Annotated in this window: 16 protein-coding genes and 2 pseudogenes; 6 read left to right on the top strand and 12 right to left on the bottom strand. The window is 58.2% G+C overall.

Annotated elements, in window-relative coordinates; all coding sequences use genetic code 11:
- Nucleotides 1-10 precede the first annotated feature (10 nt).
- The gene (locus FZ934_RS24865; RefSeq protein ID WP_153273474.1) at nucleotides 11-394 is read left to right on the top strand and encodes a glyoxalase superfamily protein; all 384 of its coding nucleotides are present in this window, start codon (nucleotides 11-13) and stop codon (nucleotides 392-394) included.
- A 258-nt stretch (nucleotides 395-652) separates the two neighbouring features.
- A complete protein-coding gene (locus FZ934_RS24870; RefSeq protein ID WP_194273824.1) occupies nucleotides 653-1,051 on the top strand; it encodes a hypothetical protein in 399 nt (132 codons plus the stop codon).
- Nucleotides 1,052-1,412: 361 nt separating this feature from the next.
- On the opposite strand, the gene FZ934_RS24875 is transcribed toward FZ934_RS24870, so the two are convergent.
- From FZ934_RS24875 to FZ934_RS24895, 5 genes are all read right to left on the bottom strand, one after another.
- On the bottom strand, nucleotides 1,413-2,441 hold the full coding sequence (locus FZ934_RS24875; RefSeq protein ID WP_194273825.1) for a serine/threonine protein kinase: 1,029 nt from the start codon (nucleotides 2,439-2,441) through the stop codon (nucleotides 1,413-1,415).
- 53 nt (nucleotides 2,442-2,494) lie between these two features.
- Nucleotides 2,495-2,923 (bottom strand): DUF3010 family protein, encoded by a 429-nt coding sequence (locus tag FZ934_RS24880; protein ID WP_153273477.1) that lies wholly within the window; start codon nucleotides 2,921-2,923, stop codon nucleotides 2,495-2,497.
- Between the two features lie 410 nt (nucleotides 2,924-3,333).
- Entirely contained in the window at nucleotides 3,334-4,299 is a 966-nt protein-coding gene (locus FZ934_RS24885; RefSeq protein WP_153273478.1) for a Gfo/Idh/MocA family protein, read from the bottom strand.
- Nucleotides 4,296-5,510 carry a Gfo/Idh/MocA family protein gene (locus tag FZ934_RS24890; RefSeq protein WP_153273479.1) on the bottom strand — a complete coding sequence of 405 codons (1,215 nt, stop codon included), beginning with the start codon at nucleotides 5,508-5,510 and terminating at the stop codon, nucleotides 4,296-4,298. Before FZ934_RS24890 ends, FZ934_RS24885 begins: the two co-directional genes overlap by 4 nt.
- A 3-nt stretch (nucleotides 5,511-5,513) precedes the next feature.
- A complete protein-coding gene (locus FZ934_RS24895) occupies nucleotides 5,514-6,629 on the bottom strand; it encodes a Gfo/Idh/MocA family protein (protein ID WP_153273480.1) in 1,116 nt (371 codons plus the stop codon).
- Between the two features lie 333 nt (nucleotides 6,630-6,962).
- Here FZ934_RS24895 and iolE point away from each other — a divergent pair, with 333 nt between their 5' ends.
- Nucleotides 6,963-7,862, top strand: coding sequence for a myo-inosose-2 dehydratase (gene iolE / locus FZ934_RS24900; protein ID WP_153273481.1), 900 nt, complete (start codon nucleotides 6,963-6,965; stop codon nucleotides 7,860-7,862).
- Between the two features lie 258 nt (nucleotides 7,863-8,120).
- Here the strand turns inward: iolE and FZ934_RS24905 are convergent, their stop codons facing one another.
- From FZ934_RS24905 to FZ934_RS24920, 4 genes and pseudogenes are all read right to left on the bottom strand, one after another.
- Complete coding sequence (locus FZ934_RS24905) at nucleotides 8,121-8,792, bottom strand: O-methyltransferase (protein ID WP_153273482.1); 672 nt, start codon at nucleotides 8,790-8,792, stop codon at nucleotides 8,121-8,123.
- Nucleotides 8,793-8,814: 22 nt separating this feature from the next.
- Nucleotides 8,815-10,755: pseudogene (locus FZ934_RS24910) on the bottom strand (efflux RND transporter permease subunit); the annotation flags it as partial.
- Entirely contained in the window at nucleotides 10,751-11,410 is a 660-nt protein-coding gene (locus FZ934_RS24915) for an HD domain-containing protein (protein ID WP_153273484.1), read from the bottom strand. The gene FZ934_RS24915 and the pseudogene FZ934_RS24910, both read right to left, overlap by 5 nt.
- A complete protein-coding gene (locus FZ934_RS24920) occupies nucleotides 11,407-12,717 on the bottom strand; it encodes an MFS transporter (protein WP_153273485.1) in 1,311 nt (436 codons plus the stop codon). The genes FZ934_RS24915 and FZ934_RS24920 overlap by 4 nt, the downstream gene beginning before the upstream one ends.
- A gap of 174 nt (nucleotides 12,718-12,891) precedes the next feature.
- On the opposite strand from FZ934_RS24920, the gene FZ934_RS24925 reads away from it, so the two are divergent.
- Together FZ934_RS24925 and FZ934_RS24930 are read left to right on the top strand one after the other, a co-directional pair.
- On the top strand, nucleotides 12,892-13,791 hold the full coding sequence (locus FZ934_RS24925; RefSeq protein WP_153273486.1) for a LysR family transcriptional regulator: 900 nt from the start codon (nucleotides 12,892-12,894) through the stop codon (nucleotides 13,789-13,791).
- 253 nt (nucleotides 13,792-14,044) lie between these two features.
- The gene (locus FZ934_RS24930) at nucleotides 14,045-14,281 is read left to right on the top strand and encodes a hypothetical protein (protein ID WP_153273487.1); all 237 of its coding nucleotides are present in this window, start codon (nucleotides 14,045-14,047) and stop codon (nucleotides 14,279-14,281) included.
- Between the two features lie 15 nt (nucleotides 14,282-14,296).
- Here FZ934_RS24930 and FZ934_RS24935 read toward each other — a convergent pair.
- From FZ934_RS24935 to FZ934_RS24945, 3 genes and pseudogenes are all read right to left on the bottom strand, one after another.
- Nucleotides 14,297-17,556 (bottom strand): annotated as a pseudogene (locus FZ934_RS24935) (error-prone DNA polymerase).
- Nucleotides 17,553-19,064, bottom strand: a complete 1,512-nt coding sequence (locus FZ934_RS24940; protein WP_153273488.1) for a Y-family DNA polymerase — start codon at nucleotides 19,062-19,064, stop codon at nucleotides 17,553-17,555. The pseudogene FZ934_RS24935 and the gene FZ934_RS24940 overlap by 4 nt, the downstream one beginning before the upstream one ends.
- On the bottom strand, nucleotides 18,985-19,740 hold the full coding sequence (locus FZ934_RS24945; protein ID WP_153273489.1) for an ImuA family protein: 756 nt from the start codon (nucleotides 19,738-19,740) through the stop codon (nucleotides 18,985-18,987). Before FZ934_RS24945 ends, FZ934_RS24940 begins: the two co-directional genes overlap by 80 nt.
- A 253-nt stretch (nucleotides 19,741-19,993) precedes the next feature.
- Between FZ934_RS24945 and FZ934_RS24950 the strand changes: the two genes are divergently transcribed.
- The gene (locus FZ934_RS24950) at nucleotides 19,994-20,767 is read left to right on the top strand and encodes a hypothetical protein (protein ID WP_153273490.1); all 774 of its coding nucleotides are present in this window, start codon (nucleotides 19,994-19,996) and stop codon (nucleotides 20,765-20,767) included.
- Nucleotides 20,768-20,776: the final 9 nt, after the last annotated feature.

Below are 20,776 nucleotides of genomic sequence, written 5' to 3' on the forward strand. Positions count from 1 at the left end.
GGAGACTTGCATGAGCGAAATTGCCCTGACGTCTGTCGTTCCGATCCTCTTTGTGCGTGATGTGCCGGTGAGCGCCCAATTCTTCAACGAGAAGCTCGGATTTGACGTCGATTTCCTCCACGGTACGCCGCCTTATTATGGCTCTGTGTCGCGCGGCGCGGCCTGCCTGCATCTTCGGTGTGTCAGCAAACCGAATTTTGCCAGTTTGGCGGCACGCGAGGTCTCGCTTATTCTCGCTACAATTGAGGTTTCGGACGTACACGGGTTGTTTGACGAGCTGCGGGGCCGCGGCGCGGAGTTTGCGCAGGAGCCAACCAGCCAGCCCTGGGGTGGAACTGACTTCCATGTCCGTGACCCGGACGGGAACGTGATCTCGTTCGTCGCCTATGAGTGATGGAACCATAGCAGCAGCAGTCGTGAAATGACCGCTTCTGGCGCTTCTGCGTCAGGAGACCCGTTGGCTGAAGCTGACATCAAACCGCCCACCCGATCGCTCCCCATGTCTCTCGACTGGTCGATCTCCAGCATAAATGTATTGAAGCCTGTGGCTCAGCCCCATAAACGCTGCCGGGGCAATTTTTTTATTGCGGCAGCCGATCCTCTGTCCTTGGAGCGTGTATCGGTTTGAATGGAAGCTGACAAAGGAATGCAGATGTCGATCACTGTCCAGAAAACAATCCCCGCTGCGCGAATGCATCAGTTCGACCAGATGGTCGAGCGGTGGCTTCAGGAAGGTCCGATCAAGCTCGCGACCAATGCCACGATCACCGCGATGGAAAATGCCGCAATCCCGAAGGAAGAACAGGCGGCGATCATCGAGGACCGGGACATCATCATGAAACACAATATGCGACTCGGCCTGATCAGCGAAGTCTTCGCAGCGGCCATCGAGAAGGCTGTGAAATCATCCCGGTCTGGACATGAGGCGCAGGACGAGATCGCTCGATTGATCGTCACTGCAATCGGCATCCGTCAGGACGATGAGAGTGAGCTGGTCACGTTCACCTTCGCTACTCAAAGCGAGGCTGATGCATTCAGCGGGTTCGCTTGACGGCGGCTATCGGCGCTTCTGCGATATGACCGCAACCGGACGTCCTCTTCCGGCCCTTAGCGGCCAACCTGATGGTTCTACTTTCCACGTAAGGCGAAGTTGAACCAAACCGTAAAGAGACGAGAAAACTCCGCCAACGCCAAAAGCAAGAAGCAGCCTCCCCAATGTGGTTCGCCAAAAATCACCCTGCTTAGGAGAACCACCAACAAGTACGAAGCAGAAAGTATCGAAATATACCGCAATAGCGCCACGTCACACCCTCCGTCACTTCTGCCTTAGTGTTCGAAACTCAAAATACAATCTGAGGCAGTGCAATGTAAACGGCTGCTGTCGGCCCAAAGCGGACATCGGCGCATCAAGTCTAGGCAATGGTCCTCTCGACATTTGTGATCGCGCCAACGATGGTGTCCGAAACGAGCTCGCGTTGACGTCGCCACCCCACAGAAACTTGTTTCTCGATATGAAACTGGCTGCCAGCGGGTACAATGCGATATATACGATTGCGGTTGCGTAGCGTTAAAACCCCGTTGTCGATCCGCCAGTCGAATACACGCCGTCGGATGTTGTTCAGGGTCGCGAGGAGATCGGCTGCCGTCGGATAGCGACTATCTTTGTCTAAGTGGCATGCCTTTCGAATGACCCGCTTCAACGTGTCGGGAACATAGGGTGGCAGACTTTCGAGTTTAAGTACGTTACCTTTGCGGATAAGTGCCTCAATCGATGAGTTGTAAAAGGCCTGTCTGTCAAAGTCGTCTAAGGCCGCTCCGATAGCGATTTGCCGCGGGGTCAACCAGTTCTCGATCTCATATGGAAGTACACCTCCCAGCAACTGATAGAGAACCATCCCGAGTTGGTAAATATCTCCTTGCCGATAAAACTGGTTCCCCACGAAGTCTTCGGGAGGGCGATAGATGATAGAATGCTTCGAAAGGCTGTTTGCGACATCATCTTCGCCGATGCGCACTACGGACCCAAAATCGCCGATCACCCTACTGCCATCGTCGGTCACGAATAAGTTGGACGGTTTGAGATCGCGGTGGACGTAACCTTCACCGTGCAGGTAGCTTACCCCTGCACCGAATTGAAGAAGTGCATCGATTGCTTCGACAGGTCCGAAAACTCTGGTAGCTAGTTCGTCATCTAGGTCGCCTGCCGAGCAGTAGCGAGTGATAAAGAAAGCATCGTCCGCGTCTACCGCTTCGGCGTGATCGACTTTGAGAACATGTGCTGACTCTAGCCGAGCCAGCATTGCTGGCTCGATATGAACACCATCACCCCAGTAGTAGAATTTTACGACAACCATTCGTTCGAGGAGCCTATGGTGGCCGATGAGGACGTGACCATTTGCTCCCTTCGTAATGCTTTCGCTGAAAGTGATGCTCTCGCTCAATCGAGCTGCCACCGGTCGCAAGTTGGCCGGCAAGGCCTCAATATCGTATGGCACTAGATCGCACCAAGCTTCTTCAGTTGGTAAGCACCTGAACGATAGGCGTCTGCCAGATAATTCTGCAGACCATTTGGAAGGCCGGCGGCGTTGGTCTTTGCGAATTTCGATAGCGCTACAGGATTTGCAAAGTAGGTCGAAATATCGGGTACCAATTGCACCAACGCCTCGATCTTAAACGACGGCCCGCCTGCGCCACGTTGCCCACCCGATGCGCGCTGCTTGATACAAAAGCCTTCGACCTTGTTCTCATGAGCGAACGCCGTTATGGCCTTGAGAAATGTTCTCAAAGAGTCGCTGGACTTCTCGTCCTCCAGCGTGATCTTGCGGGTGTGGCATGGATGGTACAAAACTCCGCCCGCGCCGTCCGACGACACAACAGCAAGATTGGCTGTGCTTCCGGAAATTTGTACACCGCATATCCTCATTTTTCCCCCAGAAAGCAATCACATCCAGCAAAGCAGCGTAGGTATTCAATGTATAGCTACGCGACTTGCCCGCAATTTTCCATGGATAATTGATGCGCGTACAACCGAGAAGCAGGCGGCAGTAACCGCATCGCACGAGCCAATCAAGAGCTCTAAATTATGCAGAACACAGAACATTTAGTTATGTCCGCTTCTGGCGCAAAGCAGACCTCAGCGGGCTCGGGTTCGATGATTACGCTTCGATACCACTCGTAAAGTCCAAAAAAATCGATCGAGAGCAACAGGTGAGCCGATTACTGCCAGCAAAGTCCTTGTCAAGGACCTGGTGGTAATAGGACCATACGCTTTCACGTTGAAGCTCTAGCTCGCGGTGCCAAGGATTTTAGGACGAGAGTGAGAGCATCTAACGTTCACGCGACAGGAAGCTTGATTTCCACCCGCTGCCGAGTCTCCAACGCAACGAGCACCTGCTCAGCGATGAAAGTCGCTGCGAACCCGTCCCATGACGTCGCCGCCCCCTCCGCGACGGTCCCGTTTGCGATCGCGGCCACCCATTTCTGGTTCTGAATGCGATAGGCGTCAGCGAACCTGGGAATCCAGTTCTGCGGATAAGAGGTTTGTTCACTGCCATTGATCCGTAGCCGTTGTGTCGTTGGCTCGGCAAGCGAGACGGTGCCATTCGAGCATACCGCCTCGGCCTGCACATGATAGCCGTAGGTAGCATTCATGAAGACTTCGACAGAAATCACCGTACCGCCTGCGGTTTCGAAAACAAACAGCGCGGGGTCCTTTTCCTTGGTGGGAATCGCGCTTACAGCAATCAACTCGTCGTTGAGCAGCCAGCGGCATATGTCGATCTCGTGCACCAAGGTATTGGTGACAGGCATCGCGCCGACAAACCATGGTGGAGCCGACGCATTGCGATGACTACAGTGCAACATGCGAGCCCTGCCCAGTTCTCCACCGGCCAACGTTGTCTTCATAGCTCGATATGATGGATCAAAGCGTCGCATGTAACCTGTTTGGACCAACGAGCGACCCAACCGCTTTTCCAGGCGAACGATTTCGAGTGCCTCTTCGGACTTGGTGGCGAGCGGTTTCTCGCAAAGAACAGGCTTTCCCGCTGCCAGCGCTGCTTTTAAGAGACCGAAGTGTGTGTCATCAGGCGAAGCAATCAGCACCGCGCCAACGGAGTGATCATAGACGAGCGCCGATGGATCGGTCGTCGTTCGGGCACCTTTTGCCGCTGCCTCCGCCCGCCCAACGTCCTGATCGGCGACCATCGCCAGGTGCGCGCCAGATATTTCTTCCCTAATGATGCGTGCATGATCTGCACCCATCACCCCTGCCCCAATGACACCAATTCCAATGCTCATTGAATGTCCCCTCTGATATAGCGACCGGGATCAACCCATACGTTGCCGCCGGCTTGCGAGGCCAATGCGGCTTCCACAAAGGCAACGCCTGCCAGTCCTTCAACAGCTGTCGCGAAGAATAACGGAACATCGACCGGTCGCCCTTCCCGCTTTGCTTCGATTGCCACCGCGACCTCGGAATAAACGTTCGCGAACCCTTCGAGGTAACCCTCAGGGTGTCCTTTGGGTACTCTCGTCATCATGTAGGATTCGGGTAGAAGGCCAGAGTTGCCCTTCGACAGGAGCCGCGGCGCTTGATCGGTCGGGGTGTACCGTAGGACGTCCACGTCGTCCTGCCGCCATTCGATCCCGCCTTCGGTTCCATAGACTCGAATTCGGAGACCGCAGTCATTGCCCGGAGCAACCTGGGTGATAATCATGGTGCCCCTCGCCCCATTTTCAAAGCGAAGCAAGACATGCGCGTTGTCGTCAAGCCTGCGCCCAGGAACGAGGGAATCGATATCTGCGAGCAACTCCGTCACCCGCTGCCCTGACACAAACTGCGCCAGATGCCATGCGTGGGTGCCAATGTCGGCGATGGCACCGCCGGGGCCCGACCTTTTCGGGTCCGTGCGCCAAGCAGCCTGTCCGTCGCCCGTCTGGTCGATCGGGCGAGTGAGCCAATCCATGACAAACTCAACATGCACGAGACGGATGTCTCCGAGTTCACCGTTCGCGATCATCGCTTGTGCCTGCCGCACCATCGGATACGCAGCGAAGGCGTGGGGGACAGCAAACAGTAGATCGGAATCCGCTGCTCGCTGAACCAAGTCCCTTGCGTCTTGTAACGTCGTCGTTATGGGCTTGTCGCACACGACATGGATGCCAGCTTCGAGGAACGTTCGCGCGATCTCGTGGTGAGTAAAGTTCGGGGTGGTTATGGCAACGACCTCGATACCGTCCGGCCGCGCTGCTTCTTGCCGAGCCATGTCTTGGTAACTCGTGTAGCTCCTCTCGGGCGATAGAAACCATTCCGCCCCAGCCCGCTTTGCTGTTTCCGGATTAGAGGACAACGCTCCCGCCACCAGCTGGTAGCGATTATCCATGCGAGCCGCGATTGCGTGAACGGGACCGATGAAGCCGCCACTACCTCCGACAATGCCCATGCGTATGGGACGGCTCGATTTGGGAAGTTGAACGTTGGACGTCCGCCCCCGCTTCTCCTCCTGCATCATCTACTCCACCGTCAACCATGACTGTTCTCGAGACGAACGCTGGATCGTCTCTATGACGGTCTGAATTCTCAGGCCCGCGCGGAAGTTAAACGGTTCGGATCGCAACCCTGCGATTGCCTCGATGTATCCGGCCACCTCGATGGCTTTCAGGTCATTGAAACCAAGTTGATGCCCTGGCGCAACGCAGAAGCGGCCGTAGGGTGCATGGTCGGGTCCTGCTTCGATCTTTCGAAAACCCTGGCGTCCCTTCGCGTCCGACGTCGAGTAGAAATGCAGCTCGCTGAATCGTTCTTGAGTAAACGAAATCGCTCCCTTCGTGCCGTAGACCTCGAAATCGTGCTGCATTTTGCGGCCGGTTGCGATCCAGTTTCCCTCGATCGATCCGGTGGCTCCATTCCCAAAACGCACGAATGCCCTAGTAACGTCGTCGGTCGTGACGCTCTTGTTTCCACCCCGTCCGTCCGGGCGGCTGTGGATCATGGTTACGCAATCCCCCATCACTTTCGTGATAGGCCCGAGCAGGAATTCAGCAGTCGCGAGAGCATGGCTACCTATGTCGGCCAACGCGCCACCGCCGGAAGGATCATGTCGAAAAGTGAACGGGTTGTTCTCGTCGACCATGTAGTCTTCAGCATGAAGACCGCGGTAGCCGCGAATGTCTCCCAGTTCGCCGGCAGCAATCATCTGCTTAGCAAGGACGACCATGGGATTGCAGAGATAATTGAATCCGACCTGTGTCTTGATCCCTGCGCGTTCTGCTGCTTCGGTCATCTCACGGGCATCGGCAGCCAAGGGAGCCAACGGTTTTTCACAGTAGACGTGCTTTCCAGCCGCAATGGCAGCGAGCGCCATTTCCTTGTGAAGAGCGTTGGGAGCTGTGATGTCGATGATGTCGATCGATGGGTCGCTGACCATGGTATGCCAGTCGTCCGTCGCTTGAGCAAAGCCAAGTGCACTGCGGGCAGCCTCGGCCTGAGGCAGGTTCACATCCGCGATACACGCAAGTTCGACGTCATACGGAAGCTCGAAGACCCTCTGGGCTGCAGCAAAGCCGAAGACGTGGGTCTTTCCCATGAAGCCCGATCCAATCAGCCCGAGCCGGAGTTTGTTTTTCATGTAGTAAATCCTTTGATCGTGGACCTAGTCGGCTTCGTGCATGCGTCAGGCATGGCTGAGCATCCCGCTCAACGGGGAAACACACAGTTCTTGGTCGGGTTGTGTTGGAATTTGTGGCTAATCGCCGCGACTGAAGGTTAGCAAAAAATGGTCAAGCAAGGTCTCCTCCACCCTCCTTGTAGTTTCGATTGCAGCTGTTTCGGTTGATGCCGCCCCCACGCTACAGCAGTCACGCAACATTCTTTGCAATTTTCTTGATCTGTCAACATATATTCTGTAGGAGCGGATCATGATGACCATGATCACTTTGATCGCGTTTGGAGAGAGGGTCGAATGAAGGCAAAACTTGGAATCGCACCAATCGCCTGGTGGAATGACGATCTGGCGGAGATCAGCAGTGACATTTCTCTGGAGGGATGCTTGGCAGAAGCTAGCCAGGCGGGCTTCACTGGGATGGAAACTGGTCGACGGTTCCCGATGGACGCTAAGGTTTTGCAGCCGATTCTCGATCAACACGGCATTAGTGTCTGCGGCGGATGGTTCTCCGGTTTACTGCTGGAGGGCGACATCGAAGCGGAAAAGGATCGAATTTCTCAGCAGATGGAGCTATTCAAGGCCGTGAATGCTCCCTGCATTGTCTATGGCGAGACGGCAGGAACGATCCAAGGCGATCGAAATGCTCCCCTTTCTACGAAACGGAAGCTCAGCGAAGATCAAATCCGCGACTACGGGCGGAAGATGACGGCTTTCGCAGAATGGTGCGCCGACCAGGGGATGCCGATCTCCTACCATCATCACATGGCCGCGCCGATCGAAACCGAAGAGGAGGTCGATCTGTTGATGAAACATTCCGGCCAAGGTCTCCCGCTCCTGTTTGATGCCGGACACATGGCGTTTGCTGGCGGAGACGTTCTAAGGGTAATCGACAAGCATCATGCACGCATCACACATGTACATACGAAAGACGTGCGCCTTCCCGTAATCAATGCTTTGGATCGCACTAAGGAAAGCTTCCTCGATGCTGTGATCAAAGGTGCGTTCACCGTTCCCGGCGACGGTAGCCTCGATTTCGACGCTATCGTAAAGCGACTTGCCTCATACGGCTACGAGGGTTGGTTCGTCGTCGAAGCGGAGCAAGACCCGATTGCGAACCCGCCGTTGGAGATGGCCAAAGTGGGGCACAAGGAATTGCTCCGTGTTATGGCCGCCGCAGGTTACGAGGTTGTCTCGTAAACCACCTGCCGCACGAGGTGACGTAGCTCTGGGGATCGTCTCGGCGTACACCAAGACGATCCGCTTGGCCTGAGGCGAGATGCCTGACGACGAAGGCAGCACACTTTGTGCAGCTCTCGCGAATTCAGCAACCTCGATTTCTCCGGTGTAGTTTCAGCTCGGTTCCGCAGTTTGCAGGACTTTGCTCGATCAATTCCGCGGCTGACAGCCGTACTTCGAAGACATTGCTCTTGGTTTTTGCTCCGCCAGGCTACCGGTTTATGCGACGGTCGGTGGTGTGACTACCTTCAGTGCCAATTCCGTTCCACGCTTGATTGGAAGCGTGATCGATATGAAACCGTTCGCCGGGTCGCGGATGAATTCAAGAAAGTCCGGCTCGGCGTTGTCGTTAAGAACATAACCTCCGACCCTGAGCTGCGGCGCGACGATTTCGATAATCTGCCGAGCAAGGGACGGCCCCTCCGGCTGTGGCCACCCATCGATAAGGGCAAAGTCTATCTCGCCACCAAGTTCGACGAGAGTTTCCCTGGCGTCGCCCTGGCGAATATCCGCGTAGTCCGAGAGACCCGCGTCCGCGAGATTGCTTCGGGCGACATCAACCTTCGCCTTGACTAGCTCCGAGCCGATGACGATACCACCGCCGTTGTCGCGGATTGCGGCCGCGAAATAGATCGCGGACATGCCGACGGAAGTGGCGAAGTCGACCACCCTTTTCGCCCCCATCGCCCTGCACAGCAGATAGATCAAATCGCCCTGATCTGGGTGGATGGAGAAACCGAAGTCGGCGAAGGCCTCGGCGTCGTGGCGTGACGCACCATCAAATGCTTCACGACGCGGCTGGCGGCGCTCCTCGTTCATTCGTTCGAGCACGCGCAGTACGCGGGTGTCTCTGATCGGACTGGGTTTGCTCTCTAGCTTTTGTTCAGACATCACGTGCTCCTGTTTTTGGTTCTCAGTTCAAAGCGGGTTGCGGCTGTGCCGTGGTCGCAGGTGCCTTGCGGTGGAAAAGCTTGCCAACGACCACGAAAAACATTGGCACGTAGAAGATTGCGAGGGCTGTGCCAGTGAACATCCCTCCGAGCACAGCCGTGCCTATAGCGATACGCCCCTGCGCACCTGCACCCGTCGCCACCGCCAGCGGCAGAACGCCAGCGATAAAGGCGATCGAGGTCATAAGGATCGGGCGCAACCTAACCCGAGCGGCTTCCAGTGCGCTCTCCAACAGGTCCTTGCCTTGTCGACGCGAGGCCTCGGCGAATTCAACGATGAGGATGGCATTCTTCGAGGCAAGACCGATCGTTGTCAGAAGACCGACCTGGAGCAAAATGTTGTTCTCGAGCCCTCGGAGGGTGACGGCCAGTACCGCACCGATCACACCAAGCGGGATTACCAGCATGACCGCAAAGGGCACGGACCAGCTCTCATAAAGAGCGGCCAGGCATAGGAAGACGACGATCACGGACAGTCCGTAGAGATATCCGGTCTGTCCATTTGTCTCGTTCTCCTGGTATGACAGCCCACTCCAAGCATAGCTCGTGCCCGGCGCTACCTCTTCCTGAAGCGCCACCATTTCAGCCATGGCTTCACCCGAGCTGAACCCCGACGCAGGCTCGCCGTTGATCTCGTAGGACGAGCGGCCATTGAAACGCGACACGCTGTTCGGTCCCATTTCCCAGCTCATCGATGCGAAGGACGAAAACGGGACCATCTTCGTGACCCCGTCCGCGGACGTGGCGCTCGAACGAACAAACCATTTGTTCGGGTCCTGCGGCAACGCGCGGTCTGTCGCATCAGCCTGCATGTAGACCTTCTTGATACGGCCCCGATCGACGAAGTCGTTGACATAAGTGCCGCCCCAGGCCGAGCTGAGCACCGAGGCCGCGTCCGCATCGGTCAGCCCCAACACCGACAGCTTGGCGTCGTCATAGGTGACCCGCAACTGTGGAGTGTCCGGTAGCGTTGATGCCCTGACGCGAGCAAGCTTGGGATCAGTTGATGCGGCGTCGATCAGCTTGTCCCTGAGTGCGACGAACTGATCGCGAGGCATCCCCGAGGAATTCAGTAGCTCGAAGGTGAACACGTTCGACTGCCCAAGGCCGTGGATCGAGGGCGGCGTCATGATGAAAACCTCGGCGTCCCGCAACTTGGACAGCGTCGCGTTGGCCCTGGCTGCAATGGCACTTACGGCCTGACTAGCCTCTTTACGGTCATCGAAGGACGACAGACTCGCGAAGGCCTGCCCGGAATTCTGCCCCGAACCACCGAAGCCCGTCCCTGTTACGGCGAACATCGTCGGGACGTCCTTGGATTCGTTTTTTTGGAAGTAGGCATCGATCTCGCCGCGCACCTTCTCGGTGCGTTCCTTCGTTGCGCCTGCAGGGAGCGTGAACTGGATCATGAGCTGACCCTGGTCTTCGGTAGGAAGGAAGCCCGTTGGGAGGCGGATAAACAACGCACCCATGACGACAAGTATGACCGCGTAAACCACGAGGTGGAGCCCTCGATGTCCGATCACTCCTCGCGTCAGGTGAACGTAGCGGTTGGTGCTCCGGTCAAACCATCGATTGAATGCTCCGAACAGACCCCGGCGATGAAGCGGATCGTGAGCGCCGGGCTTGAGGATCGTTGCGCAAAGAGCGGGCGAAAGAACGAGTGCGACAAGCACTGAGAGTGCCATCGCCGACACGATCGTAATCGAAAACTGGCGGTAGATGACGCCGACCGATCCTCCGAAGAAGGCCATGGGAACCATAACAGCGGAAAGCACTGCCGCGATGCCGACCAGCGCCGAGCCGATCTCGGACATCGACTTGACTGTCGCGGCTTTGGGGTCAAGCCCCTCCTCCGCCATAAGACGCTCGACGCTCCTCGCATGAGACTTGGCCGTGTCAAGACCTCGGCGGACGGCTGCGAAGGTTTGAGGCTAGCCCGGACATAGTGTCTTCCCGTACCAGCCCGAGCGCAGCCGCGACGTGCCACCACCCATGATCGGCTTGACGAACGATCATGCATTCCGCGCTCACGCCCATGTGGTTTCCCTCGAAGGAGTGGCCGACCGCGATGTGGGCCACCTCCTCTGGAAGGCCAACAGTCAGACAGACGTACATACCAAACACCGAGTGCCGGAAGGTAGGCTCTCCAGCATCGGCAGGCCGTTCTGCCCAACGCTGCCGGTTCGTTGGATCGAACTCGTACGGTTTGCCAACATCATGACAAGCCGCTCCCGCCAGCAGAATATCCCAGTCTATGTCGACCTGCGGATAGGCCTGCTCGAATTCCCTGGCAATCACCTGTGCGTATCTGAAGACGCCGCGAAGATGGTCAGCCTGCGTTCCGGATTTCAAGACGGGCGAACCAGGGTTGCCATCCGGCGGAATGTCGCAAATCCTGCCAAAGTCAGAGCAGCACAGCGCGTAAGCCCAGGCCTCGATTACTCCCTCGCGGAGGGTTTGGTTTGAAATCTGAGTGATTTCTGGGAAGTCGTCGATCACGCCCCGTCGGGTTTCAGGCGTGATCGCGCGACGGAGGGTCGGATAGTGGTAGGTCATACTGCTGCCGTCTGTGAATTGGGATAGGGTTTGGTCGTCGACGGAGCGAACTCCGGTGCGATCGGCTTGCGGGTCATCGTCAGCGTGGCGATTGCACCGACGACCAGGAGCGCTGCGGCGATGCCAAAGGCGTACTGGTAGCCTCCGGTAGCCGAAACGACGTAACCTGTGATGATCGGAGCGATCAGGCCAAAGAAGTTTCCGCCGAGTGCGGTGATCGCGATCACGCGGGACACGTCGCGCGGATTGCCGAGAAGGTCGCTAGCCAGCGAGAAATTCAGCCCGGCTCCGGTGGTGGAACCAGTTAGCACGAGCGTCAGAACGATTAGCAGCTCGGTAAGATTGGAGACGAACGGTGCCGCGACGATTAGGAGCGCCAAGCAGGCCATGGCAGCGATGAAGTTACGCCGTTTGCCGCTGCGGACCGCATCCGAAGAAAGGAACCGGTCACTGGCTCGAGCTACGATGAGGCTGAGTAGGACGGTGATGAGATAGGGGATAGCCGTTAGGTAGCCCGTATTCATGGTTGATAATTCCTGGGTGGATTGCAGGTACGTCGGCAGCCAAGTCAGGAAAAGGTAGGCCGTATACACGAGGCAGGCCTGCGTAACGACCAGTCCCCAGACACTTGTCTGCGAGAACAAGTAGCGCAGGCTAGATGGCGGCGTCTCGGCATGCACGGACTGCCCGGCCCCGTTTCGCTCGGCCAAAATCTTGGTGCGCTCGGCGTCCGAGAGCCACGATGCTTTCTCGGGAGGCGCATACCAGATCAGCCATGCCGCCAACCAGACGAAGCCGAGCGCGCCGAGAAGCACGAACGACGTCCGCCAACCTGCATATTCAACCAATCCAGCGGTGACGATGGCACCTACAGCCGGGCCGGCTGACGAGCCTCCGTTTAGGAGTGTCGTCACAAGACCGCGTTCTCGCTCAGGAAACCAGTCGCGGATCACCCGGCCGGATGCCGGATAGGACGAAGCTTCGCTAGCGCCCATGACAAGCCGTGCTGCGAAGATCGACGCAAAGCCCGTGGTCGCGGCGGTCAGTGCGGTCGCGGTGGACCAAAGCGCGATACCGCCGCTGATGACACGCTTGGCCCCTATTTTCTCGACGAGAAGACCTACCGGGATCAAGCACACGACGTATGTCCAAAGGAAGCCCGAGAAGAGGTAACCCATTTGGACGGGCGTAAAGCCGTATTCTGCTGCGATGAACTTCGACGCGATCGATAGCGCGATCCTGTCGATGTAGTTGATGATAACGGCCGTGAAGATAAGGACGGCGATCCAAACGCGGCGTCTCTGCATAATTTCCTCCAAAATTTCAGACCGCGACAACCGTGTGATTACGAGTTCGATCTCTATCGATCAACCGCGTTCACCTGCTGCGAGGCCCTCCCCCTATTTTCGAAGGCCAAGTATTCAGATATAGGTAAACGATGTCCAATGAGAACAAATCCGTAAAACACATAGGCATTACCTATGAATAACTTCAGCATTCCTCAGTTGGTGGCGTTTCGCTGGGTGGCCGAACTAGGCAGCGTTCAGCGCGCCGCCGACAAGCTGAACATCACCCAGCCGTCCGTATCCCTGCGTATGAAGCAGTTGGAGGCGGAGTTGGAACTGCCGCTATTCGAGCGGCACGGCCGAGGCCTCAAGCTGACACGACACGGCCACCTCTTTCTTCAGAGGGCTATGCCTGTCGTCGATGCGTATGAGCAGCTTCAACGGAATACCGGGGCTTCGGCGCTGATTGGGACGCTCAAAATCGGGCTGGCAGAAGGCTTCGCGGTGGCATCTATGCCGACGCTGATCGCTCGGCTTCGAGAGGATTTCCCACAGTTGCGGCCGGAGTGGACGGTCGCAACCAGCGCGGGATTGGAGCAACAGCTAGCCGACGGTACCCTTGACATGGCGATCCTGGTCGATCCCCTCGGATTGCGGGACGTCCGGTTGTTTGCTCTGGGGGTCCAGCAAAATTGCTGGGCCGTCTCGTCATCCACCTTCCCCACGATGAGCGCGTCGAGAACCGCACTCTCGAAAATGACGATCATCACCACGCCTCCTCCCACAGCCATGTACCGTGCGACGATGGGTTGGTTTGCAGAAGGTAAGGTGACGCCCGAAAACCTCTGCCTCTGCACGAGCCTCAACGCGGCAGCCCAACTTGTTGCAGCGGGTCTGGGGGCTGGCATCTTTCCGACAAAGATGGTGGACGCTTACCCATTACACGGCACGCTGCGGAAGTTGGAACTGGATGGGCTTTTAAGTTCAGGACGTGTGTTCGTAGCCGACAGATCAACCTCGGATGAAGCGAGAACCCAGTCCATGATGGCTATCATTGAACAAGCTGCACAGACGATTGGGTACTTCAATTCATGACTACCGGACGTGCCTGTTGCCGCGCTCGCGAAACTCATGGTTATCCTTCATTGAAGTGATAGCGGCGGCTGCGCATGGAGGCCCTTTCGCTCTGGACGCATCGTGAAACGGGACCAGGAACAAAAAGTCGGCAGACGCATTTAGTGGGCCAAAAGGTTCTCTCAAACCTTTTCCAAAGACCCCAACGCTTGGCTGGCACTATTGGCTGGCCACTGCTGTGAGGCAAGAGATGTTCTTTACGGAGGATGTTGTGATGTCTCCCAAAATTTTCAGCCGCCACGATGAAGCGCTCAACTCCGATGACCTTCGCGCGTGCCACTTGGTTCTGGAGGCAACATGCAAGGATTTTGGGATTGAGCTTGGCTCCGAGGAGTCCGATCGTATAGCGGCAATAACCATCGAGCTGTATCAACAGGGCGTACGAGACGTCGGCCAGCTGACACAGCTTGTTGACGCGGCGCGTGGACTCAGACTCAATCCTGATGAATGAAGGGGTCGAGAACGGCTAATGAAAGTTCCGGCTCTTCACCTTGAGAGTGTCGATGTGAAGGTCGGGAATGAAGATGTCCCTCGGCTTTACGGCTGCTCTCTCCCGTGAATCCGGGCTCCCCGGTGAACCATGGGCAAACTCGTCTCCCCGGCCCGTCGGAATTTTGAAATCTGCGTCACGGTCTGCGAGGGCGGATAGATCGCTGGAGAGGTCGAAGAGCTGTTGCGCTACGAGGTGAACGACGTCCCCTTCGCGCTGGATGCGGCCGTTGATCGCCATCATGGACGATCCAAGCACGACCTGGCGACGCTTTTCGAACAGTGACGGCCAAACGACCACATTTGCGGGCCCGCTCTCGTCTTCGATCGTGATGAACATGACACCCTTGGCCGATCCCGGCTTCTGACGCACCAGGACGAGACCAGCAGTCATCAGCCATCGACCGTCGCGGGCGCTCATCGCCTCCTGGCAGGTCACGATATGACGTTGCTTCAGATCGCTCCGCAGGAAACTGATCGGATGGCTGCGCAAGGTCAGGCCGACATGACTGTAGTCCTGAACGACGTTGTGCCCTTGTGTCATCTGCCGCAGCGCGACCTCCGGCTCCTGTTGTTCGGCAATCGCCCGCGCCGCTCGCTCGGATGCCGCGGCAAACAAAGGCAGCGGCTCGTCGCGCAGCGCCTTGATGGCCCAGAGTGCATCGCGCCGCGGAAGCGCGAGCGACGGCAGGAACGCGTCGGCCTCGGCGCACTGTACCAGCGCCTCGGTCGGCACATGCGATCGCCGCCAGGTGTCGTCGACGGTCTCGAATGCGGAGTTCATCCGGGCAGCAACAATCCTGGCGGCATCGGCTGCCGCTAATCCCTTGACCATACGCATGCCGAGACGCACGGCGTGGCGGCCCGTTTTCTCGACTTCCTCGAGAGTGCAGTCCCACCGGGACCTGTTGATACAGACTGGTCGGACTTCGACACCATGCGCTCGGGCATCGCCGACGATCTGGGCGGGCGCATAGAAGCCCATGGGCTGCGAGTTCAGTAGAGCAGCGCAGAAGACATCGGGGAAATGGCACTTCACGAAATTGCTGGCATAGGCGATCAGCGCGAAGGACGCAGCATGCGACTCCGGGAAGCCGTAGGACCCGAAACCCTCAAGCTGGCTGAACGTCTTCTCTGCGAACTCGGGCGAGTACCCGTTCTTGATCATCCCTGATACCAGCTTGTCCTTGAAGCGCGAGACGCCGCCGGTGAATTTGAAGGTCGCCATGGATTTGCGCAGCTGGTCCGCCTCACCGCCGGTGAAGCCGGCACAGACCATCGCCACTTTCATCGCGCTCTCCTGGAAGAGCGGGACGCCGAGTGTCTTGCCGAGGACGGCCTCCAGTTCAGGCGTTGGGTACTCGACGGCCTCCTTGCCTTCGCGCCTCCGGAGGTAAGGATGCACCATGTCGCCCTGGATCGGACCTGGTCGGACAATGGCGACCTGAATCACCAGATCGTAGAACGTCCGTGGCTTCATGCGCGGCAGCATCGCCATCTGGGCGCGGGATTCGATCTGGAAGGTACCGAGGGTGTCCGCCTTGCGGATCATTGCATAAGTGGGCGGGTCCTCCTGCGGGATGCCGGCAAGGTCGAGCGGTTCATTCTTGTGCATGCGGATCAGTTCGAAGGCCTTCGACATACAGGTCAGCATGCCTAGCGCCAGGACATCGACCTTCATGAACTTCAGTGCCTCGATGTCGTCCTTGTCCCATTCGATGACCTGGCGGTCGGCCATCGAAGCCGGTTCGATTGGTACAAGATCGTCGAGCCGATCATGGGTGAGAACGAAGCCGCCGGGATGCTGACCAAGATGACGGGGAGCGCCCATCAGTTGCTGCGCGAGCCTGAGCGTCAGCGTCAGCCGCCGGTCCTCGGGGTTCAGGCCCTGCTCCCTGATCTTGCGATCGCTGACCAGTTCCTCGGACCAAGACCACATGCCTGACGACAGTGCCTTGATGATATCCTCCGGCAGCCCCAACGCCTTGCCGACATCGCGGATCGCGCCCTTGGCGCGGTAGCGGGTGACTGTCGCACAAAGGGCCGCCTTGTCATGGCCGTAGGTCTTGTAAATCCACTGGATGACCTCTTCCCGCCGCTCGTGTTCGAAATCAACATCGATGTCGGGCGGTTCATCACGCTCCTGGGAAATGAACCGCTCGAACAGGAGGTCATTGGTCTCTGGATCGATCGAGGTGATCCCGAGGATATAGCAAACCGCCGAATTGGCTGCCGATCCTCGTCCCTGACAAAGGATGCCCTGGGAACGGGCGAAGCGGACGATGCTGAAGACGGTCAGGAAATACGGCGCGTATTTCATCGAACGGATGAGACTGAGTTCGTGCCTGACGACTTGCAGGACCTTCTGCGGCAGCCCTTCCGGATAGCGGATCGGAATGCATTCCCGGACGTAGTGCTCTAGCGACTGCTGGGCATCCAAACCTTCAATGATCGCCTCCTCGGATACTGGTAGGTCAGCTCCTCCAGGCTGAAGCGACAGCGATTGACGATCTCCATCGTCCGAGCCAGCGCTTCGGGATAGCGAGGAAACAGGCGTCCCATCTCCTCCGGCGGCTTCAGGTAGCGATCGGCGTGCCGTTCGCGTTCGAAGCCGACGTCGTCGATCGTAGTGTTGTTGCGCACACAAGTGACCACGTCCTGAAGCTGCCGGCGACCCGGTTCGTGGAACAGCACGTCGTTGGTCACCACCGTTCGTACCTTGAAGCGAGACGCCATGTTGGAAATCTCGTGCAGCCGCAACTGGTCGTTCGGACGACGCCTTAGACAGAGCGAGACGTAGGCTCGGTCCTTGAAGACATCGGCCATCTTCCGGAGCTGGATCGCGCAGGTCTCGTCAGGCAGGTCTGGAACGAGGATGCCGATGAGGCCGTCGGCATAGAGCGCGACATCATCGAGCGTCAGGATGCAGTTCGCCTTGCCGCCGCGACTCTTGCCCAGCGTCAGCAGCCGGGTCAGCCGCGAGTATGCCGTACGATCTGTCGGATAGACGAGGATCGACATGTCGTCCTGGAGATCAAGGCGGCAGCCGACAACGAGCCGAATGCCAGTGCTCCGCGACGCTTCGAGCGCACGGATGATCCCGGCGAGACTATTGCGGTCGACGATACCGATCGCATCGATGCCGAGTGCCTTGGCGGTGGCAAACAGCTCGTCTGCCGAGGACGCGCCGCGCAGGAACGAGAAATGCGTCGTGACCTGAAGCTCGGCGTAGCTCATGCGAATATTCCGTGCAGGAACCAGCGATGCGAGCCAGTCTCGAGATCGATGCCGTCGCCGGAGCGGAACACCCAGAAGCGCTGACCGCGGTCGTCCTCGACCACGAAGTAGTCGCGGACCGCCTCCAGCTCGCTGTCACGTTTCCACCACTCCCCGAACACCCGCTCCGGCCCATCGGCCCGGGTGATCTTGCGACGCTTGCCGCGCCAGGTAATGCTGACCGGCGGCCGGTCCGGCATCAATGCGATCGCATCGATCGGGTCGGGCTTGTGGAGGAGACGCACCGGCCGTGGCCAATGATGGACCCAGCTCTCCTCGGTCGGAAGCGTCGCTGCGGCAATCCTCTGGATGCTACGCTCTGGGACATCGGAAGCGACGGGCGCGAGCCGATAGACGCGTTGCCCGCGATTGCCGAAGACATCGATCAACGGCGTGATATCGGTTGTGTCCTCTTCGATGAGGGATGATGCTCGCTGCTCCTCCTCGAGCGGCTGCGTCATGATCGCGACCAGTGACAGCTTCTCGATGCCAAAGCCCGGCTCGATCTTCTCGGTCCTGTCTCGAAGGAGCTTGGTCAGCCACGCGACATCGCGAACGGGTTTCGCGGTGCCGGCACGGATCGCCTGCCTCACACCGTCGACCTTCTCAACGATCAGATCGAGCCGTCTGACTCCTAGCCCCTTTCGCTGCAGCTCGGCAATCAGCTGGACGACCAGCCGCCCGACGTATTTGTCGATGGTTTCCGCAGCTCCGATGGGCTCGACGAATGCGCGGGAGACCTCGATCAATTCCGCGCTTCGGATTGGATCGATCGGTTCGGCGAGGCGACCGTACATCTGGTCGAGGCGGCGACCGATCTCGGGACCGAACCGCAGCGTGAGTGGTGCGCGAGGCGTTGCGGAGAGTTCGGCGATGGACTTGAACCCCAGGGTCCGGAGATCGATGACGATCTTCTCTGGCAACCGAAGCAAATGGATCGGCAGCTGCTCCACCGCTCGCACCGTCTCACCCGGCGGAACGATGACCGTTTCGCGCTGGATTGCACGGGCGCAGGCATGGGCCGCACCCCACGTGTCGGCGATCGCGATCCTCGCGGTCAGGCCCTTGGCTCGGAAGCGATTGGCGATGCCCGTCACCATGATCTCCTCGCCACCCTGAAGGTGATCGGCACCTTCCGTGTCCATGACGATCCCGTCGGGCGCGTCCACCGCAACGATCGGGGAATACTGGGTCAACGCCCACAGAGTGATCCGCTCCAGTGCCATCGCATCGGCCGCCTGATTGGCATCTTCCAACATCAGTCCGCGAAACAGCGCCTGGGCCTTTGCCGCCGGCATCCCGACACGGACACCGGCCTTCCGTGCTGCTGCGTCGGCAGCCGAGACCCAGCGCTTCGAGCCGCTGCGTGCGATCACCGCGATCGGCTGTTCAGCGGGAATGGACGGATCGGCCCGCCTGATCCTCTCGGTCGGCAAATCCGGTAGAAAGACTGATACGACCCGCGGCATCACACGCTCCAACTTCAAACTCAGCGCACTCGCCCGCTTTCACGCGCATTAATTCGAGAAACCAACGTGCCCGCCCGACACCTGGAACCGGAAGTACTTCCGACGGCAGCACGCTCACCCGCCAGCGCGTCGACGACGCGGTTGGTTGGCCGAAGTCACTTGCCTCCGTCTGCCGTCGCCATCGTCGAACCACGAGACCCATCGCGCCGGTCTTTTCCGCGGCAAGCTGCAGCCGTCGCGAGGCCGTCATCGGCAGGCGGACGAGCTCGGCGACGACTGCCCCTAACCCGCCGAACGACAGCGCCTCTTCCATCGAGGCAAGAACGTCTTCTTCCCGATCCGCCTCGACGAAGATCACCCGGTCCGGGTGAAGACCCGCCTGAGCAAGCGCCGGAAAGAACAGGTCTGGGCGCGTCAGACACCAGATTACCTTACCCTTGGTGCGTGCCGCTATTCCGGCAGCAAACAGCGCCGCGGCGGCCCCGTCGACTGTCCCCGCGCCGCCGCCGGCGAGCTCGTGCAAAGCCCCGAAATGCAGTCCGCCACCGGGCAAATGCTCATCGATCTCGGTAACGCCGAACGGCAGGGTCTGCGCCCGGCGCGAGCGGCCGCCTTCAAGATGCGAGATACGCTCTCGAAGCTGTGTGATGACGGTGTTTGCGCCCGAATGCGCCATCTGTGGCCTTCGTCAATTCAAGGGTTCCATCTCGTCCAAAAGCGAGTATGTTCTACATTTGTTCCTTTCTGGATTTCGAGTCAACGGGCGTGTTTCGGGTGGATTTTGTACCAACCATAAATTCACGGCCGCGGCGGATTGCATTCCACGAAAGAATCCAACGCGGTAACGAGGATTGGTCCACAGGCCTGCGATATCTTATGGATGAGAAAAATCTGAACGCCAAAGCGTAGACGAGGTGCGAAATCCTGCCATGACCTTCGACCCTATCGAAGAAGCCGAGCAAATACTTCCAGACCCTACTTTTTGGGCTTGGGACGATCGGCTTCGACCAGAAGAGAAGGAAATGATTGACGAGGCGAACGAGGCGTTGCTGCGTCTATCGGACACGAGAGCCATCGAAATCAATGCCTCCGGTCCATTTCGTCGATCCAAACTAGCATGGAAGATCGCGGTTTATGCGCACGGGTTGCAGCATCGGGTCGTTGGCCTGAGCGACGCGGTCGCCCTGTGCTGGAACAATCGCAGCACGCTTGGCGCGATACTGAACGCCCGCGCGTTGCTCGAAACGATAGCCGTCGTTGCGCATCTAGAACGCACCATTCAGCGACTGCTACTCACCGAGGACATCGGGGCACTGAACGAGTTTGTCGACAACGGCACGTTCGCCACTAGAGATCGAGAACTCCTCTCGAAGTCTCCCGATATTGAAGCACGCAATATCCTGACGTCTATCGCAGTGCTCGAAAAGACGATACCTGGCACGCGTGCCCATTACGACCGGCTCTCCGAGCGTTGCCATCCCAACTACATGGGCCACGTTGCACTGTTTTCAGAGTTGAACCGAGAGGACGGTTCGGTGAGTTTCAAGAAGGAACGTCACCCCGAAGCCAATGCACGGGCAGTATTGGGAGCCTATCTCTTTCTCCCACTTGCGGAGGATACGTTGGTTTCCGTGGCTGATCTCAACAGCTTAGTTTCCGACTTGCAGCACCGACTACACCCGGTCGTCCGCGAACGGCCTTAGAGTATGGTG

Source organism: Rhizobium grahamii (assembly GCF_009498215.1).
Taxonomy (GTDB): domain Bacteria; phylum Pseudomonadota; class Alphaproteobacteria; order Rhizobiales; family Rhizobiaceae; genus Rhizobium; species Rhizobium grahamii_A.